We start from the raw sequence: 16,988 nt of genomic DNA on the forward strand, positions 1-16,988 counted from the left end.
CCTTGACCGCTGCCGCCGGGCACAGCGACGTGTTGATCGTCGGCGCGGGCAGCGCCGGATCGGTTGTGGCCGCCCGTCTTTCTGCCGATCCCCGCTGTGTCGTGACCGTCCTCGAGGCGGGTCCCGGCCTCGCCGATCCGCAGCTGCTGGCACAAACCTCCGATGGGTTTCGGCTGCCGATCGGCGTCGGTAGTCCGCTGGTCCGGCGGTACCAGACCCGGCTCACCGACCGGCCGATTCGCCGACTGGCGATCGTTCGGGGTGCAACGCTCGGTGGTTGCGGTGCGATCAACGGCGGCTACTTCTGCCGCGGACTACCACAGGATTTCGATCGCGCCGCGCTACCCGGCTGGGCATGGCCAGACGTACTCGAACACTTCCGGGCCATCGAGACAGATCTGGATTTCAACACGCCTGCGCACGGTGGCGCCGGCCCCATCCTGGTTCGGCGGACGCGCGAGATGGCCGGCATCACCCAGCGCTTCATCACTGCTGCCGAGCGCGCCGGATTCCCCTGGATCGACGACCTGAACGACGTTGGACCGTCGAGTGTCTCGGGGGTGGGCGCGGTCCCGCTGAACATCGTGGACGGTGTCCGGACCGGGTCCGGCGCCGGGTATCTGCTGCCCGCGCTGCGGCGGCCAAACCTGACACTGCTGGAGCAAACCCGCGCCTTGCGATTGCGCTTCTCCGGCACCAGAGCCGTCGGTGTCGACGCGGTTGGCCCATCCGGGCCGATTATTCTGGCGGCCGACCGAATTGTTCTCTGCGCCGGTGCGATTGAGTCGGCGCATCTGCTCATGCTGTCCGGCGTCGGTGACGAGGCGATGCTGCGTGCGGTTGGCGTGCCGGTGGTGGCGCCGCTGGCGGTCGGAATGAATTGCAGCGATCACGCGGAATGGGTGCTCCCCACGACGTGGGGCGTGGTTCCCGAACGGCCGGTGCTGGAAGTGGTGCTCCATACCGCAGACGGCCTCGAGATCAGGCCCTATACCGGTGGTTTCGTGGCGATGACCGGTAATGGTATTGCGGGACAGCCTGATTGGCCACATATCGGGGTGGCGCTCATGCAGCCCAGGGCGCGCGGTCGGATCACGCTGATCTCGGCGGATCCCGACGTGCCGCCGCGGATCGAGCATCGTTACGACAGCGAGCCGGCCGACGTCGCCGCTCTGCAGCGGGGCGTCGACCTGGTCCGCGAAATATCCTGTGCAGCAACGGATATTGGGCAAGCGGCGTGGTCGACGTCACAACACCTGTGCGGCAGCGCCCCCATGGGTGCCGACGGTGACCCGCGGGGCGTCGTGGACGTCCGGTGCCGGGTGCACGGTATCCAAAACCTATGGGTGATCGACGGTTCCGTCCTGCCGGTGATCACCAGCCGCGGTCCGCATGCCACCATTGTGATGCTGGGGCATCGGGCGGCCGAATTCGTCGCATGAGCTTCAGGCCCGGTGACCTCCCGCCGTTGCCGGCGCCGGTGCGACGACCCGGCGGATCAGACCCAGTTGCCGTCCATCCCGGCCGGGTGCCCACAGTCCGATCAGCACCGCTGCGACGGCCACAATCACGGCCATCACCAGCGTCGAGGCGTGCATGGCGGTCAGGAAAGCCGCCTTGCTGACGTCGGCAAGCTGCTTTCCCTGGGGCCCAAGCTTGTTGGCCACCTCCACGGCCTTGGCCAGCGAATCGCCCGCCGGGTTGCGGACAGCCGGCGGGAAGGCCGACAAACTCGTCGCGAGCTCTTGCGCGTAGCGTCCGGCCAGTATCGAGCCGGCCACCGCGATTCCCAACGCTCCTCCCACCTCCCGGGTGGTGTCGTTGACCGCCGATGCCACGCCCTGCTTTTCGTCGGGAACCGCCGCCATGATCGCCGAAGTCGTTGGTGCCGTGCATAACCCGATGCCCGCGCTGAGTATCAACGCGGGCCAGGCCAGGTCGAAGTACGACGAGTCCACCGACAGCCCGCGCATGCACAGGAAACCGACCGACATCACCAGCATGCCCACCAGCAGCACCAGCCGCAGACCGAGTTTCGGGACGTACCAGAACGACAGTGCCGACAAGATGCCCAGCGGCACCATGAACGGGCCGAAGGCGACCGCCGTCATCAGAGCGGAGTAGCCCATGATCTGCTGGACGTATTGCATGCCGAGGTAGAAGAAGCCGAAGGTCGCACCGAACAGCATGACGATCGTTCCCACCCCGGTGGCAAAGCCGGGATCGGCGAACAGGCGCACGTCGAGAAGCGGTTGCCGCCGCCGGAATTCGACGACACCGAAGGCCCCGGCAAGGACCGCTCCGGCGACCAGGCCGCCGACGACGACGGCGTCGCTCCACCCGCGCTGGGGTGCTTGCAGGATGCCGAATACCGACACCGCGACGGCGGCGCCGATCAGTACCGCGCCCAGCCAGTCGACTCGCGGTGCATCGGGTTCGCGTGACGACGCGACGGTGCACGTCAGCACAAAGACCAACGCGCCGGCGGCGCCGAGTGCCCAAAAGATCGACTTCCAATCCCAGAAGCTGAGAAGGATACCGGAACCGAACATGCCCAGCACCCCTCCGGAGCCCGCCACTCCGGCCCAGATCCCGACGGCCTTCATCCGCTCTTCTTTCGGATAAGCAACGGTCAGCAGGGAGAGCGTCGCGGGCATCACGAATGCCGCGCCGGCGCCGGCCACCGCCCGGGCCGCGATGATCTGCAGCGGGGCGTCGAAGATCGCCGGCGCCACCGAGGCCACCGAGGCCACAGTCAGACCGAACAGCAGCGCGCCACGCCGGCCGTAACGGTCGCCGATGGCCCCGGCCGGTAGCAGCAGGCAGGCCAGCGCCACGGTGTAACCGTCGACCACCCAGGTCAGCTCGGATTGCGTCGCCGAGGTCGCCACTGCAAGGTCGCCCAGTGCCGTGTTCAACGCGACCATCGACGCAACGACGAGCGACACGCCCGTGCAGGCCACCGCCAGGGTCCAGATTCGAGCGCGATCAGAGGTACCCGACGGCATCCCGTCGGTACGCTGATGAGGCCGGATGAGGGTGTTCACCATGCTGTACGCCTCCTTCCGGCGGCAAGTACTTGCCGAGACTAACGGTCTTGCATATAGACGGATAGTCTCGTTCTTAAACGGAGGTAGTGCAGATCGCCGGCAGTAGCGTTGATCCCCGCCCGGAGCGGTCTCGGGCTCGGTTACTGGAAGCCGCCGCTGCGCTGCTGCGTTCCGGCGGGCCGAGGGCGGTGACCGTGGAGGCGGTCACTCGCGGCGCCAACGTTGCCAGAGCCACGTTGTACCGCCACTTCTCCAGTGGTAACGACCTGCTGGCCGCGACGTTCAACAGCCTGATACCGCCGGCGCCCATGCCGCCTTCGGAAGGTTCGCTGCGGGACCGGCTCATCGCGTTGTTACAGGCTCAGGCCGAGCTGATTGCCGAAGCGCCGGGGATGCTGACTGCAATGGCCTGGGTCGCGCTGGGCGGCGATCTTGAACAACTGCCGGAAGCGCGGCGCGCCCATAGCGGTGACAGCACTGCGCTTGCCACCTTGCGCGAACGCATCGCCCAGCAGTATGCGGCGCCATTCGATGCGATTTTCGACAGCCCGGAGGCGGCCGAATTGGGCGAGATCGACCGGTCCCGCGCGATCGCCCTGCTGATCGGCCCACTGGTGCTGGGACGCTTGAGCACCCTGCCGGACTTCGATTATCGGGAATGCGCGCGGGCAGCAGTCGACGGCTTTCTGTACGTCCAGCGCCGGCGGGACGGAGCGGTGGCTGCCACCAACATCGAATCGGCATGAGTCAACGGACGAATCTGCCTCCCGCTCAACGGATTTGAGCTGCCTTACCGGCCGGTCCGATCCTTGATCCGCTGCCTGACCGCGGCGTTGCCTTCGGCCAGTGTGGCCAAGCCCAGGCGGGTAGCGCTCCACTTGAACTCGTTATTGATGATCCAGCGCACCAGAATCAGTTCGGAATGCTCCAACAGCTGAATGGCTTCCAGCATCGGCTCGAGCACCGATCTAGCGGGCACAATGAGGCCTCGGCGCCTCGGGAAGCCGCGGAACATCCAGTCACTGAACTCCGACAACGCCAGTGCCGGCGCCCTCCCTGACACGTTGGGGTCGAAGGCCGCCATCAGTTCGGCGGCTAGTTCGCCCGGCGGGGCACCGTTGATCCAGTCGACCATCGGTTGCGCGGCGTCAGGTTCCCCCAAATCCGGCCCGATCACGGGATGAGAGCCTACGCGTAGCGCCGGTGTCCGGGTGGAACAAGCCAAAAGCGCTGGTAGGGTCGCTGCCGGCGCTTACCGTGGACCGCCCTGCAGACACCGCGGGCGGCCCCACATATGTCGATCTATGTCGATGACCCGGGATTTGGCCGAAGCGGTGATCTGGGGCATACTGTTCAGGTTGCCTTGCGCCAGGTTTGCGCCTGGCCAGGCACACGACCGGCGCCCACACGGGCGCGTCCGGCCCCATCCTTGGAGCGCGACCGATTTCGGCGCCTACGAGGCTGCGTGCGGGCGACACGCCCGACCGCGGGGGTCGGTGGACCACGACAGGTAAACAGCGGCGCAGTATCCGGCGCACGCTCGTTCGACCCGGGATCGGCCGGGTCGAACGGCGGGCTGGGGGCACCAGGTCCGGACCCGGGCCTGAAAGTATTGGAGTGAGGTAGGAGAAGCGTGGCGGGACAGAAGATCCGCATCAGGCTGAAGGCCTACGACCATGAGGCTATCGACGCTTCGGCGCGCAAGATCGTCGAGACCGTCGTCCGCACGGGTGCCAGCGTCGTAGGTCCGGTGCCACTGCCGACCGAGAAGAACGTGTATTGCGTCATCCGCTCCCCGCATAAGTACAAGGACTCGCGGGAGCACTTCGAGATGCGCACCCACAAGCGGTTGATCGACATTCTCGACCCGACCCCGAAGACGGTTGACGCACTCATGCGCATCGATCTTCCAGCCAGCGTCGACGTCAATATCCAGTAGGAGTCTGCAGAGCATGGCACGAAAGGGCATTCTCGGTACCAAGCTGGGCATGACGCAGGTATTCGACGAGAACAACAGAGTCGTACCGGTGACAGTGGTCAAGGCAGGGCCGAACGTCGTGACGCGCATCCGCACGCCGGAGCGCGACGGCTACAGCGCCGTGCAGCTGGCCTACGGCGAAATCAGTCCCCGCAAGGTCACCAAGCCGCTGACCGGTCAATACACCGCCGCAGGCGTCAATCCGCGGCGGCACCTGGCCGAGCTGCGCCTCGATGACCCGGACGCGGTGGCCGAATACGAGGTCGGGCAGGAGCTGACGGCCGAGATCTTCGCCGACGGCAGCTACGTGGACGTGACCGGTACCTCCAAGGGCAAAGGCTTCGCCGGCACCATGAAGCGGCACGGCTTCCGCGGTCAGGGAGCTGCCCACGGCGCCCAGGCGGTGCACCGGCGTCCCGGCTCCATCGGCGGTTGTGCCACCCCGGCGCGGGTGTTCAAGGGCACCCGGATGGCCGGCCGGATGGGCAATGACCGGGTAACCGTGCAGAACCTGTTGGTGCACAAGGTCGATGCCGAAAATGGTGTGCTGTTGATCAAGGGTGCGGTTCCCGGCCGCACCGGCGGACTCGTGATGGTCCGCAGCGCGATCAAACGAGGTGAAAAGTAATGGCTGCCACCATCCTCAAGATTGACGTCAAGACACCGGCCGGCAAGGTCGAGGGCTCCATCGAGCTGCCGGCCGAGTTGTTCGACGTACCGGCCAACATCGCGCTGATGCACCAGGTGGTCACCGCGCAGCGTGCAGCGGCCCGCCAGGGCACGCACTCGACGAAGACGCGCGGCGATGTCAGCGGCGGTGGTCGTAAGCCGTACCGGCAGAAGGGCACCGGTCGCGCCCGGCAGGGATCGACGCGGGCGCCGCAGTTCACCGGAGGCGGCGTCGTGCACGGTCCCAAGCCCCGTGACTACAGCCAGCGCACCCCCAAGAAGATGATCGCCGCCGCGTTGCGGGGCGCGTTGTCGGACCGGGCGCGCAACGGGCGCATCCATGCCGTCACCGAGTTAGTCGCCGGTCAAACCCCGTCCACCAAGAGCGCCAAGACATTTCTGGCCACGCTGACCGACCGCAAGCAGCTGCTGGTGGTCATCGGGCGCGATGACGAGACAGCGGCCAAGAGCGTCCGCAACCTGCCCGGTGTGCACGTCCTGTCGCCTGACCAACTCAACACCTACGACGTGCTGCGCGCCGACGACGTGGTTTTCAGCGTGGCGGCGCTCAACGCCTACATAGCCGCCAGTACAGCAGCTAATACAACAGCCAACACTCCCGAGGAGGTTTCGGCCTGATGGCGACCATCGCCGACCCCCGCGACATCATCCTGGCCCCGGTGATCTCGGAGAAGTCCTACGGGTTGCTCGACGACAACGTCTACACGTTCGTGGTGCATCCCGATTCCAACAAGACGCAGATCAAGATCGCCATCGAGAAAATCTTCTCGGTCAAGGTCGCATCGGTGAACACCGCGAACCGGCCAGGCAAGCGCAAGCGCACCCGCACCGGATACGGCAGGCGCAACAACACCAAGCGCGCCATCGTGACCTTGGCGGCGGGCAGCAAGCCGATTGACCTGTTCGGAGCACCGGCGTAGCCCGGCGAACGATGCAGAGCGAAGCGATGAGGAGGAGCTGGGCAATACCGCCAGCCGCGCGCGAGAGAAAGACCTGATTAGACATGGCAATTCGCAAGTACAAGCCGACGACGCCGGGCCGCCGCGGCGCCAGTGTGTCGGATTTCGCCGAGATCACCCGGTCCACGCCGGAGAAGTCGCTGGTGCGTCCGTTGCACGGCCACGGCGGCCGCAACGCGCACGGCCGGATCACCACCCGCCACAAGGGCGGCGGTCACAAGCGCGCCTACCGGCTCATCGACTTCCGTCGTAACGACAAGGACGGGGTCAACGCCAAGGTCGCGCACATCGAGTACGACCCGAACCGCACCGCAAGGATCGCACTGCTGCATTATCTCGACGGCGAAAAGCGCTACATCATTGCGCCCAACGGGCTTTCGCAGGGCGACGTGGTGGAATCGGGTCCCAATGCCGACATCAAGCCTGGTAACAACCTGCCGCTGCGCAACATCCCGGCCGGCACCTTGGTCCACGCCGTGGAGTTGCGGCCCGGCGGCGGGGCCAAGCTTGCGCGCTCGGCCGGGTCGAGCATCCAGTTGCTCGGCAAGGAAGCCAGTTACGCGTCGCTGCGTATGCCCAGCGGCGAGATCCGCCGGGTCGACGTCCGCTGCCGCGCGACGGTCGGCGAGGTGGGCAACGCCGAGCAAGCGAACATCAACTGGGGCAAGGCCGGTCGGATGCGATGGAAGGGCAAGCGCCCGTCGGTCCGTGGCGTGGTGATGAACCCCGTCGACCACCCGCACGGTGGTGGCGAGGGTAAGACCTCCGGTGGCCGTCACCCGGTCAGCCCCTGGGGCAAGAAGGAAGGGCGCACCCGCCATCCGAACAAGCAAAGTAACAAGCTCATCGTCCGCCGCCGGCGCACCGGCAAGAAGCATGGCCGCTAGCCTCGCGACGATGCGCGCGGGCAATTTAGACCCAGGAAATTTCAGGAGTAGCCAACTATGCCACGCAGCCTGAAGAAGGGCCCGTTCGTCGACGACCATCTGCTCAAGAAGGTCGACGTACAAAACGAGAAGAACACCAAGCAGGTCATCAAGACCTGGTCGCGACGTTCGACCATCATCCCCGACTTCATCGGCCACACCTTCGCGGTGCACGACGGCCGCAAACATGTCCCAGTGTTCGTCACCGAGGCGATGGTGGGTCACAAGCTCGGTGAATTCGCACCGACGCGCACCTTCAAGGGGCACATCAAGGACGACCGGAAGAGTAAGCGGCGATGACTACCACTACCGAATATCCGTCGGCCGTCGCCAAGGCACGGTTCGTGCGGGTATCGCCGAGAAAGGCGCGCCGGGTCATCGATCTGGTGCGGGGCCGCTCGGTATCGGATGCACTCGATATCCTGCGCTGGGCGCCGCAGGCCGCCAGTGAGCCGGTGGCCAAGGTGATCGCCAGTGCCGCCGCCAACGCGCAGAACAACAACGGCCTGGACCCGACGACGTTGGTGGTCGCCACGGTCTACGCCGACGAGGGTCCGACCGCCAAGCGCATCCGTCCGCGAGCCCAGGGTCGTGCGTTCCGAATTCGCCGGCGCACCAGCCACATCACCGTGGTGGTGGAGAGTCGGCCGGCCAAGGACGAGCGGTCTTCGAAGTCGTCGAGGGCGCGCCGTGCCGAGGGCAGCAAGGCCGCCGCAAAGGCGGGTCCTGGTTCGGGGGCTAAGAAGGCGGCGAGCAAGGCGCCTGCCAAGAAGGCGGCTGCCAAAGCGCCCGCCAAGAAGTCACCCGCAAAGACATCTGAGACTTCTGAAGCGAAGGGAGGCTCAGACTAGTGGGCCAGAAGATCAATCCGCACGGCTTCCGGCTGGGCATCACCACCGACTGGAAGTCGCGCTGGTACGCAGATAAGCAGTACGCCGAGTACGTCAAGGAGGACGTCGCGATCCGCCGGTTGCTGTCGAGCGGCCTGGAGCGCGCGGGTATCGCCGACGTGGAGATCGAGCGGACCCGCGATCGGGTCCGGGTGGACATTCACACCGCGCGCCCGGGCATCGTCATCGGCCGCCGCGGCACCGAGGCGGACCGCATCCGTGCGGACCTGGAAAAGCTGACCGGCAAGCAGGTTCAGCTCAACATCCTGGAAGTGAAAAACCCCGAGTCGCAAGCTCAATTGGTGGCCCAGGGCGTTGCCGAACAGTTGAGCAACCGGGTGGCGTTCCGTCGCGCGATGCGCAAGGCCATCCAGTCGGCGATGCGTCAGCCCAACGTCAAGGGGATCAGGGTTCAGTGCTCGGGCCGCCTTGGCGGGGCCGAGATGAGCCGCTCGGAGTTCTACCGCGAAGGCCGGGTGCCCCTGCATACCTTGCGCGCGGACATCGACTACGGCCTGTACGAGGCCAAGACCACCTTCGGCCGGATCGGCGTGAAGGTGTGGATTTACAAGGGCGACATCGTCGGCGGCAAGCGCGAATTGGCCGCCGCGGTCCCCGCGGGCCCCGAACGGCCGCGCCGCGAACGGCCGGCGGGCACCCGTCCGCGCCGCAGCGGTGCCTCGGGCACGACGGCCACGGGCACCGACGCGGGCCGCGCCGCGGGCGGCGAAGAGAGCACCGCGGGGGCCGGCAACGAGACCGCGCCGGCCGTTGAAGCGCAGAGTACGGAGTGAATGAATCATGCTGATTCCCCGCAAGGTCAAGCACCGCAAGCAGCATCACCCCCGCCAGCGAGGCATCGCCAGCGGTGGAACGTCGGTGAATTTCGGCGACTACGGGATCCAGGCCCTCGAGCACGCCTATGTCACCAACCGGCAGATCGAGTCGGCCCGTATCGCCATCAACAGGCACATCAAGCGTGGCGGCAAGGTGTGGATCAACATCTTTCCGGACCGCCCGTTGACCAAGAAGCCCGCCGAGACCCGGATGGGTTCGGGCAAGGGCTCCCCGGAGTGGTGGGTGGCCAACGTCAAGCCGGGCCGGGTGCTGTTCGAGCTCAGCTACCCCAATGAAGCGATCGCGCGGGCCGCGCTGACCCGTGCGATCCACAAGTTGCCGATCAAGGCACGCATTATCACGCGAGAGGAACAGTTCTGATGGCAGTGGGAATTTCCCCTGGCGAACTGCGTGAGCTCACCGACGAGGAACTGACCGAGCGGTTGCGCGAAGCCAAGGCAGAGTTGTTCAACTTGCGCTTCCAGATGGCGACCGGCCAGCTCAACAACATCCGCCGGCTCCGCACGGTGCGTCGGGAAATCGCCCGCGTCTATACGGTGCTGCGCGAACGAGAACTGGGTCTGGCTTCCGGCCCCGAAGGTCCCGAAGGTAAGGAATCGTGATGGCAGAGGCTAAGACTGGCGCAAAGGCGGCACCCGCGGCGGCTAAAGCCCCACGCAAGGCAGCGTCCAAAGAGGCCGCAGCCAAGGACGTCCCCTCGAAAGCGAAGGGCCCCAAGCACACTCCGAGCGCACCCAAGTCGCGGGGCCGTCGTAAGACACGCATCGGCTACGTGGTGAGCGACAAGATGCAGAAGACCATCGTGGTCGAGCTCGAAGACCGCATGCGGCACCCGTTGTACGGCAAGATCATTCGCACCACCAAGAAGGTCAAGGCGCACGACGAGAACAGCATCGCCGGCATCGGCGACCGCGTTTCGCTGATGGAGACCCGTCCGCTTTCGGCGACCAAACGCTGGCGGCTGGTCGAGATCCTCGAGAAGGCCAAGTAACGGCCGAAAGAGTTTTCTGAGCGCCGGGTCAGCTGATTTTCATCGCCTGACCCGGCGCTTCTTCTTGGACATGACAGTTGGTCGTGGTGAGGCGAATCGCCCGACACCGCGGCTCCGAGCGGAGTACATCGCACGGGCGTTCGGTGCGGCGGCCGGATCATGGCGCGACAGCCAGTTGCTACGCCGCCGCCTTCCGAAGAAGGCGAGGTGTCGGCGCCCGTGGAGTGGACCGGTAGCAACCGCCGTAACGGGTTGCGGCACCTCGTCGTGGAATTCAACTGACCGCGCCACCGGTGCCGGCGGGCGGGAAGCCGCCAGCAGTGGCGGGGCCCGCGGAACGCCCGGCAAGACCCCGATGCCGGCCCCGCGAAATTTGTCATACTATGTTGACAATGTAAGGTAGCGGCAGGCCGCAAAATCTGGCAAGCGCCCAAATTGTGCACTGCCGCGTCGTTGTGCGGTCGGGTCACCTCTGTTCGGGGTAATCTCCACGCGACGCCGATAAATGTGCGTACAGAAAGTGGGTGTGTTGCAGTGACGACGGGGTCAACCGGGTTTCAAGGCAAGATCGAGCTGGACATCCGTGATTCGGAACCGGATTGGGGGCCCTACGCGGCGCCGACCGCGCCGGAGAACGCGCCCAACATCTTATATCTGGTCTGGGACGACACCGGCATCGCGACCTGGGACTGCTTTGGTGGCGTGGTGGAGATGCCCGCCATGACGCGCATCGCCGAGCGTGGCGTGCGCCTGACGCAATTCCACACCACCGCGTTGTGTTCGCCAACCAGGGCGTCGCTGTTGACCGGTCGCAACGCGACCACCGTCGGCATGGCGACCATCGAAGAATTCACCGACGGTTTCCCCAACTGCAACGGACGGATACCGGCCGATACCGCCCTACTTTCGGAGGTGCTTGCCGAACGCGGCTACAACACCTATTGCGTGGGCAAGTGGCACCTGACACCGCTGGAAGAGGCCAACATGGCCTCGACGAAGCGGCATTGGCCCACGTCTCGGGGATTCGAACGTTTCTACGGATTCATGGGTGGCGAGACCGACCAGTGGTATCCCGACCTGGTGTACGACAACCACCCGGTCAGCCCGCCCGGCACCCCTGAGGACGGCTATCACCTGTCGAAGGACCTGGCGGACAAGGCGATCCAATTCATCCGCGATGCCAAGGTGATCGCGCCGGACAAACCCTGGTTCACCTACCTGTGCCCGGGCGCCGGGCATGCACCGCACCACGTCTTCAAGGAGTGGGCGGACAAATACGCCGGCAAGTTCGACATGGGCTATGAAAAGTATCGCGAGGTCGTGCTGGAACGGCAGAAATCGATGGGGATCGTGCCGCCGGACACCGAATTGTCGCCCATCAACCCCTATCTCGACGTGAAGGGACCGCAAGGCGAGCCATGGCCACTGCAGGACACCGTGCGGCCGTGGGACTCACTCAACGATGAAGAGAAGAAGCTGTTCTGCCGGATGGCCGAGGTGTTCGCCGGTTTCCTGAGCTACACCGATGCACAGATCGGCCGGATCCTGGACTACCTCGAGGAATCGGGACAGCTGGATAACACCATCATCGTGGTGATCTCCGACAATGGTGCCAGCGGCGAGGGCGGACCCAACGGGTCGGTCAACGAAGGAAAATTCTTCAACGGCTATATCGACACCGTCGAAGAGAGCATGAAGCTCTTCGACCACCTGGGTGGCCCGCAAACCTACAACCACTACCCGATCGGGTGGGCGATGGCCTTCAACACGCCCTACAAGCTGTTCAAGCGCTATGCCTCGCACGAAGGCGGAATCGCCGATACGGCCATCATCTCCTGGCCGTCCGGCGTCGCGGCCCACGGTGCAGTCCGGGACAACTACGTCAACGTCGCCGACGTCACCCCGACCGTTTACGAGCTGCTGGGCATGACGCCGCCGGACACCGTCAAAGGCATCACCCAGAAGCCCCTGGATGGGGTGAGTTTCAAAGCCGCCCTTGACGATCCGGCCGCCGACAGCGGCAAGCGCACTCAGTTCTACGCCATGCTCGGCACCCGCGGGATCTGGCACGAGGGCTGGTTCGCCAACACCATCCACGCCGCCACACCGGCTGGCTGGTCGCATTTCGACACCGATCGGTGGGAACTGTTCCACATCGAAAAAGACCGCAGCCAATGCCATGACCTCGCTGCCGAGCACCCCGACAAGCTCGAAGAACTCAAGGCGCTGTGGTATTCCGAGGCGGCCAAGTACAACGGCCTGCCGCTGTCGGATCTCAACATCGTGGAAACCATGATGCGGTCGCGGCCCTACCTGGTCACCGAACGATCCACCTACATCTACTACCCCAATTGCGCTGACGTCGGTATCGGGGCCGCCGCCGAAATCCGCGGCCGTTCGTTCGCCGTCGTGGCCGACGTGACAGTCGACACCACCGGTGCCGAAGGCGTGCTGTTCAAGCAGGGCGGCGCGCACGGCGGGCACGTGTTGTTCATCCAGGACGGACGCCTGCACTACGTCTACAACTTCCTTGGTGAGCGCCAGCAGTTGCTCTCGTCGGTCGGCCCGATCCCGCTCGGCCGACACCTGCTCGGCGTGCGCTACGCGCGGACCGGAACCGTGCCCAACAGCCACACCCCGCTGGGTGACCTGACGATGTACTTCGACCACCACGAGGTCGGTGCGCTCGCCGACGTGACCACCCACCCGGGAACATTCGGGTTGGCAGGTGCCGGTATCACCGTCGGACACAACGGCGGTTCGGCGGTGTCCAGCCGCTACAAGGCGCCGTTCGCCTTCACCGGCGGAACCATTGCCCAAGTGACGATCGACCTATCCGGACGACCGTATGAAGACGTGGAAAAAGAACTCGCCCTTGCCTTTTCGCGCGACTAGGCGCGCAGCGAGACTGCTGTGCGCGGTGGCGCTGCTATGCCCGTCGGGCATCGTGGCCGGCTGCGGTGAGCGCGGTGGTGGGCCGGGCACGCCCGCACATCCTGACCCGGCGGAGCCGGTGCCCGGCATCGTGACGACGCACCCCGAGCACATCCCGCCCGACACGGTCGCCTGTTCGCCGTCGCTGACCGGCGAGGGGCGAGCGACGCTCGCCAGTGTCTCGGACCCGGCCGCACCCAGGATCACGATCAGCGTGCCAGACGGTTGGACCTCGACCCCCGGCAGCGGGGATACGGCGCTGACTTTGACCGGCCCCAAAGGCATGTCGGCGACAGTGACCATCGCCCCCACCGACCGGCAGCCGGACAGCGCTTTCCTGGCCTACACCGCCAGCCTGGGCCGGTCGGTGCGGCGCCTCAATTTCTCCGCCACCGGGGCGCCGTTCTGCGGCTTCAGCAGTCAGCTGTTGACCGGCACCCTGCAGGGATCGTCCGGCCCGATCGAATTCGCCGACCGCATCACTCACATCTGGACCAACACCAAGAACTACCTGGTGGCCATCCATCTGGAGGGCCCGGCGGCGGTGCCCGGCTTCCGTTCGGCAAAGTCCGCCTTGATGCAGAACTTCGCCGTCGTCATCCCCTGAGTCATACCCTGAAGCCGTGTTAACCGAACTGGTTGAGCTGCCGGGCGGGTCGTTCCGGATGGGGTCGACGAGCTTCTACCCCGAAGAAGCGCCGATTCATACCGTCACCGTGTCCGCGTTCGCGATCGAGCGCCACCCGGTCACCAATGCGCAGTTTGCCGAATTCGTCGCTGCCACAGGGTATGTCACCGTCGCCGAACAACCGATGGACCCTGCGTTCTATCCGGGGGCTAACCCCGACGACCTGGTTCCCGGTGCGATGGTGTTCCGTCCGACCGCAGGTCCGGTCGACCTGCGCGACTGGCGGCAGTGGTGGGATTGGGCGCCGGGTGCGACCTGGCGCCAGCCCTTTGGCCCGGATAGCGACATCGCCGACAAGCCCGACCACCCGGTCGTGCAGGTGGCCTATCCCGACGCGGCCGCCTACGCGCGGTGGGCGGGACGGCGGCTGCCGAGCGAGGCCGAGTGGGAGTACGCGGCGCGCGGGGGAACCACGACGACGTATGCCTGGGGCGACGAGGCCACGCCCGGCGGGCAGCTGATGGCCAACACCTGGCAGGGGCAGTTTCCCTACCGCAACGACGGCGCGCTGGGCTGGGTGGGCACCTCGCCGGTAGGCGCCTTCCCGCCCAACGGCTTCGGTCTGGTCGACATGATCGGCAACGTGTGGGAATGGACCGCAACCGAGTTCGCCGCGCACCACCGCCTCGATCAGGCTCCGAAGGCGTGTTGCGCTCCGGCCGGTCCTGCCGACCCCACCATCAGCCAGACCCTCAAAGGCGGCTCGCATCTGTGCGCGCCGGAGTATTGCCATCGGTATCGGCCGGCGGCCCGCTCGCCGCAATCACAGGACACCGCGACCACCCACATCGGATTCCGGTGTGTGGCCGAACGCGGATCGGGCTAAGGAAATTCGCGGGTCTTCGGCCCGGCGCGTTGCCGCCTGATCGCCGGTGCGGCTTATTAGCATCTGCCCCGTGTTCACCACGAAGAGCTGGGCGCTATGACGCATCAGGCTCCGGAGGCCCCGGCACCAGCGTCTCCGCCCCCGGGCAAGTCGCGTGGAATGCGCCTCGCGATCGGCTTGGCCGTCGTCGTCGGCGTCATCGTCGTCTACGCCCTATCGCTATTCGGTGTGCATTTGCTGGCCACGTCGGCGCCCCCGCTTCCGGAACCGGACCTGGGCACCACCGAAGACACCGTCGTGCAGGTCCGGCTCGAGAAGCTGGAGACGGTGGCCAACCGTCTCACGGTGAATGTGCTTGTCATTCCAGAAGATTCGAAGTTCGACAAGCGCCTCGACGTGTTGACCCAAGACCTGGCCGTGCGGTTGTATCCAGAGAACGATCTCGGCGACCTGCAGTACCCGGTGGGTAAGACACCGGCGCAGGTCAGCACCGCGATCGAGGCCGAAGGCGATCCCGCCAACTGGCCGTTCGACTCCTACACCACCGGCGTCATCTCTGCCGACGTGATCGTCGGGACCGGCGAGAGCCGGGTGAAAGAACCCGCCCGGGTCGAGGTGATCGGGTCATTGGACGGCTGGGACGTCAGCGTGCAGCGGGTCGGGGAATCCAGCCAGACCACCACTCGCCCTGACAACGTCATCATCACCTTGCATCGGGCCAAGGGCTCGCTGATCTTCGACCTGGGCATCATTCTGGTCCTCATCAGCCTGCCGACGTTGGGGCTGTGGGTGTCCATCCCGATGGCGTTGGGCAGGAAGAAGTTCTTGCCGCCGTTCGTGTCGTGGTTTGCCGCCATGCTGTTCGCCGTGGTCCCGTTGCGCAATATCCTGCCCGGCAACCCGCCGCCCGGCTCCTGGATCGACCAAGCCGTCACGCTATGGGTGCTGATCGCATTGATCGTGGCGATGAGCCTGTTCATCTTCGCCTACCGCCGGCAATCGGACTGATCTAGAAACGTCACCGGCGGGAACGCCGGTTGCTACCATCTGACTCCGTGTTCGGGGGCAGGCATATGTCAGCGGTCTCTCCGGCGGTGACCGCAGATGACCGATAACCACGCGCCGGCGGCGCCAGAGCCGGGTACACCTGCGGCGGCGTCTCCGCCGGGCGGATCAGCGGCGTCTCCGCCGGCCCGCCCCCACATGTCGCGGCGGAAACATCTGGTGCTCGACGTGTCGATCATTGTCGGTGTCGCCGTCGTCTACGTCCTGTCGCTGGTCGGCTATCACTGGCTGGCCAGCACGCCCGGACCGTTGCCCAAGCCGGATGTGGGCACCACCGAGGACACCGTGGTGTTGGTGCGCTTCGAGCAGCTGCACACCGTGGCAAATCGCCTCGACGTGAAAGTTCTGGTAATGCCCGACGATTCGATGATCGACAAGCGTCTGGACGTGCTGACCACCGACACTTCGGTGCGCCTTTATCCGACCAACGACCTGGGTGACCTGCAGTACCCGGTAGGGAAATCGCCGGCTCAGGTCGCCACCACCATCGAGGCGCACGGTGATCCGGGTAACTGGCCATTCGACACCTACACCACCGACACCATCCAGGCCGATGTGCTGGTCGGGGCGGGCGACACTCGCCAGTACAAGCCGGCCCGCGTCGAAGTGACCGGATCGCTGGAGGGCTGGGACATCAGCGCCCAGCGCGTCGGGGACGCGAGTCAGACCTCGGATCGCCCGGACAACGTGATCATCACGCTGAAGCGAGCCAAGGGCCCGCTGGTTTTCGACCTGGGAATCTGTTTGGTCCTGGTCACGCTGCCGACGCTGGCCCTGTTCGTGGCCATCCAGATGGTCACCGGCCGGCGAAAATTCCTGCCACCATTCTCCACGTGGTATGCGGCGATGCTGTTCGCCGTGGTGCCGCTGCGCAATATCCTTCCCGGCTCGCCGCCGGCGGGGTCGTGGATCGACCAGGCCGTGGTGATCTGGGTGCTGATAGCGCTCGCCACGGCCATGGTGGTCTACGTCATTGCGTGGTACCGGGAATCGGAGTAGCAGCGGGCCGGACGTGGCGACGTCGGTGCCGAGGAATCCGGTTGGCCCGCCGTGATCAGAGCGCATCGCTGAAGACCGCGCAACGCGTCACCGCCCGAAAACCGGTCCCGAAAACCGGTCCCGAAAACCGGTAT

General features: G+C 65.7%; 20 protein-coding genes. 18 read left to right on the plus strand and 2 right to left on the minus strand.

Annotated features, from left to right (window positions below; all coding sequences use genetic code 11):
- The first annotated feature begins 2 nt into the window (after window positions 1–2).
- Window positions 3–1,442 carry a mycofactocin dehydrogenase MftG gene (mftG, locus tag EET10_RS04825; RefSeq protein ID WP_063467632.1) on the plus strand — a complete coding sequence of 480 codons (1,440 nt, stop codon included), beginning with the start codon at window positions 3–5 and terminating at the stop codon, window positions 1,440–1,442.
- A 3-nt stretch (window positions 1,443–1,445) separates the two neighbouring features.
- Here the strand turns inward: mftG and EET10_RS04830 are convergent, their stop codons facing one another.
- Entirely contained in the window at window positions 1,446–3,050 is a 1,605-nt protein-coding gene (locus EET10_RS04830; protein ID WP_122501937.1) for an MFS transporter, read from the minus strand.
- A 143-nt stretch (window positions 3,051–3,193) separates the two neighbouring features.
- Here EET10_RS04830 and EET10_RS04835 point away from each other — a divergent pair, with 143 nt between their 5' ends.
- Window positions 3,194–3,796 carry a TetR/AcrR family transcriptional regulator gene (locus EET10_RS04835; protein ID WP_051490267.1) on the plus strand — a complete coding sequence of 201 codons (603 nt, stop codon included), beginning with the start codon at window positions 3,194–3,196 and terminating at the stop codon, window positions 3,794–3,796.
- A 44-nt stretch (window positions 3,797–3,840) separates the two neighbouring features.
- On the opposite strand, the gene EET10_RS04840 is transcribed toward EET10_RS04835, so the two are convergent.
- Window positions 3,841–4,227 carry a hypothetical protein gene (locus EET10_RS04840; protein WP_036398386.1) on the minus strand — a complete coding sequence of 129 codons (387 nt, stop codon included), beginning with the start codon at window positions 4,225–4,227 and terminating at the stop codon, window positions 3,841–3,843.
- 456 nt (window positions 4,228–4,683) lie between these two features.
- On the opposite strand from EET10_RS04840, the gene rpsJ reads away from it, so the two are divergent.
- The 16 genes from rpsJ to EET10_RS04920 all read left to right on the plus strand — a co-directional run bounded on the left by rpsJ (window position 4,684) and on the right by EET10_RS04920 (window position 16,854).
- Entirely contained in the window at window positions 4,684–4,989 is a 306-nt protein-coding gene (rpsJ, locus tag EET10_RS04845; protein ID WP_003873519.1) for a 30S ribosomal protein S10, read from the plus strand.
- 13 nt (window positions 4,990–5,002) lie between these two features.
- Window positions 5,003–5,656 (plus strand): 50S ribosomal protein L3, encoded by a 654-nt coding sequence (rplC, locus tag EET10_RS04850; protein ID WP_023370920.1) that lies wholly within the window; start codon window positions 5,003–5,005, stop codon window positions 5,654–5,656.
- The gene (gene rplD / locus EET10_RS04855; protein WP_036398385.1) at window positions 5,656–6,336 is read left to right on the plus strand and encodes a 50S ribosomal protein L4; all 681 of its coding nucleotides are present in this window, start codon (window positions 5,656–5,658) and stop codon (window positions 6,334–6,336) included. Before rplC ends, rplD begins: the two co-directional genes overlap by 1 nt.
- Window positions 6,336–6,638, plus strand: coding sequence for a 50S ribosomal protein L23 (gene rplW, locus EET10_RS04860; protein WP_036398384.1), 303 nt, complete (start codon window positions 6,336–6,338; stop codon window positions 6,636–6,638). Before rplD ends, rplW begins: the two co-directional genes overlap by 1 nt.
- 83 nt (window positions 6,639–6,721) lie before the next feature.
- Window positions 6,722–7,564: a 50S ribosomal protein L2 gene (rplB, locus tag EET10_RS04865; RefSeq protein ID WP_023370926.1), complete on the plus strand. Its 843-nt coding sequence runs from the start codon at window positions 6,722–6,724 to the stop codon at window positions 7,562–7,564.
- Between the two features lie 57 nt (window positions 7,565–7,621).
- Window positions 7,622–7,903, plus strand: coding sequence for a 30S ribosomal protein S19 (gene rpsS / locus EET10_RS04870; RefSeq protein WP_003892827.1), 282 nt, complete (start codon window positions 7,622–7,624; stop codon window positions 7,901–7,903).
- On the plus strand, window positions 7,900–8,454 hold the full coding sequence (gene rplV / locus EET10_RS04875; protein ID WP_063467634.1) for a 50S ribosomal protein L22: 555 nt from the start codon (window positions 7,900–7,902) through the stop codon (window positions 8,452–8,454). The genes rpsS and rplV overlap by 4 nt, the downstream gene beginning before the upstream one ends.
- Complete coding sequence (gene rpsC / locus EET10_RS04880) at window positions 8,454–9,287, plus strand: 30S ribosomal protein S3 (RefSeq protein ID WP_063467635.1); 834 nt, start codon at window positions 8,454–8,456, stop codon at window positions 9,285–9,287. The genes rplV and rpsC overlap by 1 nt, the downstream gene beginning before the upstream one ends.
- A 7-nt stretch (window positions 9,288–9,294) precedes the next feature.
- Window positions 9,295–9,711, plus strand: a complete 417-nt coding sequence (gene rplP / locus EET10_RS04885; protein ID WP_011739064.1) for a 50S ribosomal protein L16 — start codon at window positions 9,295–9,297, stop codon at window positions 9,709–9,711.
- The gene (gene rpmC / locus EET10_RS04890; protein WP_063467636.1) at window positions 9,711–9,953 is read left to right on the plus strand and encodes a 50S ribosomal protein L29; all 243 of its coding nucleotides are present in this window, start codon (window positions 9,711–9,713) and stop codon (window positions 9,951–9,953) included. The genes rplP and rpmC overlap by 1 nt, the downstream gene beginning before the upstream one ends.
- Window positions 9,950–10,342 carry a 30S ribosomal protein S17 gene (gene rpsQ / locus EET10_RS04895; protein ID WP_122447175.1) on the plus strand — a complete coding sequence of 131 codons (393 nt, stop codon included), beginning with the start codon at window positions 9,950–9,952 and terminating at the stop codon, window positions 10,340–10,342. Before rpmC ends, rpsQ begins: the two co-directional genes overlap by 4 nt.
- Before the next feature lie 534 nt (window positions 10,343–10,876).
- Window positions 10,877–13,237, plus strand: a complete 2,361-nt coding sequence (locus EET10_RS04900) for an arylsulfatase (RefSeq protein WP_122501938.1) — start codon at window positions 10,877–10,879, stop codon at window positions 13,235–13,237.
- Window positions 13,218–13,883, plus strand: coding sequence for a hypothetical protein (locus EET10_RS30520; protein ID WP_244601841.1), 666 nt, complete (start codon window positions 13,218–13,220; stop codon window positions 13,881–13,883). The genes EET10_RS04900 and EET10_RS30520 overlap by 20 nt, the downstream gene beginning before the upstream one ends.
- 16 nt (window positions 13,884–13,899) lie before the next feature.
- Window positions 13,900–14,790, plus strand: coding sequence for a formylglycine-generating enzyme family protein (locus EET10_RS04910; protein ID WP_122501939.1), 891 nt, complete (start codon window positions 13,900–13,902; stop codon window positions 14,788–14,790).
- A 96-nt stretch (window positions 14,791–14,886) separates the two neighbouring features.
- Window positions 14,887–15,798 carry a DUF4436 domain-containing protein gene (locus tag EET10_RS04915; protein WP_036398377.1) on the plus strand — a complete coding sequence of 304 codons (912 nt, stop codon included), beginning with the start codon at window positions 14,887–14,889 and terminating at the stop codon, window positions 15,796–15,798.
- A gap of 96 nt (window positions 15,799–15,894) precedes the next feature.
- Window positions 15,895–16,854: a DUF4436 domain-containing protein gene (locus EET10_RS04920; protein ID WP_036398375.1), complete on the plus strand. Its 960-nt coding sequence runs from the start codon at window positions 15,895–15,897 to the stop codon at window positions 16,852–16,854.
- Window positions 16,855–16,988: the final 134 nt, after the last annotated feature.

The organism is Mycobacterium pseudokansasii (assembly GCF_900566075.1).
Lineage (GTDB): Bacteria > Actinomycetota > Actinomycetes > Mycobacteriales > Mycobacteriaceae > Mycobacterium > Mycobacterium pseudokansasii.

Bases quoted from the DNA above. Each gene is read 5' to 3' on its own strand.
- EET10_RS04920 (WP_036398375.1), top strand. From the start codon at position 15,895: ATGACCGATAACCACGCGCCGGCGGCGCCAGAGCCGGGTACACCTGCG.
- rplD (WP_036398385.1), top strand. From the start codon at position 5,656: ATGGCTGCCACCATCCTCAAGATTGACGTCAAGACACCGGCCGGCAAG.
- rpsS (WP_003892827.1), top strand. From the start codon at position 7,622: ATGCCACGCAGCCTGAAGAAGGGCCCGTTCGTCGACGACCATCTGCTC.
- rplW (WP_036398384.1), top strand. From the start codon at position 6,336: ATGGCGACCATCGCCGACCCCCGCGACATCATCCTGGCCCCGGTGATC.
- EET10_RS04830 (WP_122501937.1), bottom strand. From the start codon at position 3,050: ATGGTGAACACCCTCATCCGGCCTCATCAGCGTACCGACGGGATGCCG.
- rplB (WP_023370926.1), top strand. From the start codon at position 6,722: ATGGCAATTCGCAAGTACAAGCCGACGACGCCGGGCCGCCGCGGCGCC.
- rplP (WP_011739064.1), top strand. From the start codon at position 9,295: ATGCTGATTCCCCGCAAGGTCAAGCACCGCAAGCAGCATCACCCCCGC.
- rplC (WP_023370920.1), top strand. From the start codon at position 5,003: ATGGCACGAAAGGGCATTCTCGGTACCAAGCTGGGCATGACGCAGGTA.
- EET10_RS04915 (WP_036398377.1), top strand. From the start codon at position 14,887: ATGACGCATCAGGCTCCGGAGGCCCCGGCACCAGCGTCTCCGCCCCCG.
- rpmC (WP_063467636.1), top strand. From the start codon at position 9,711: ATGGCAGTGGGAATTTCCCCTGGCGAACTGCGTGAGCTCACCGACGAG.
- rplV (WP_063467634.1), top strand. From the start codon at position 7,900: ATGACTACCACTACCGAATATCCGTCGGCCGTCGCCAAGGCACGGTTC.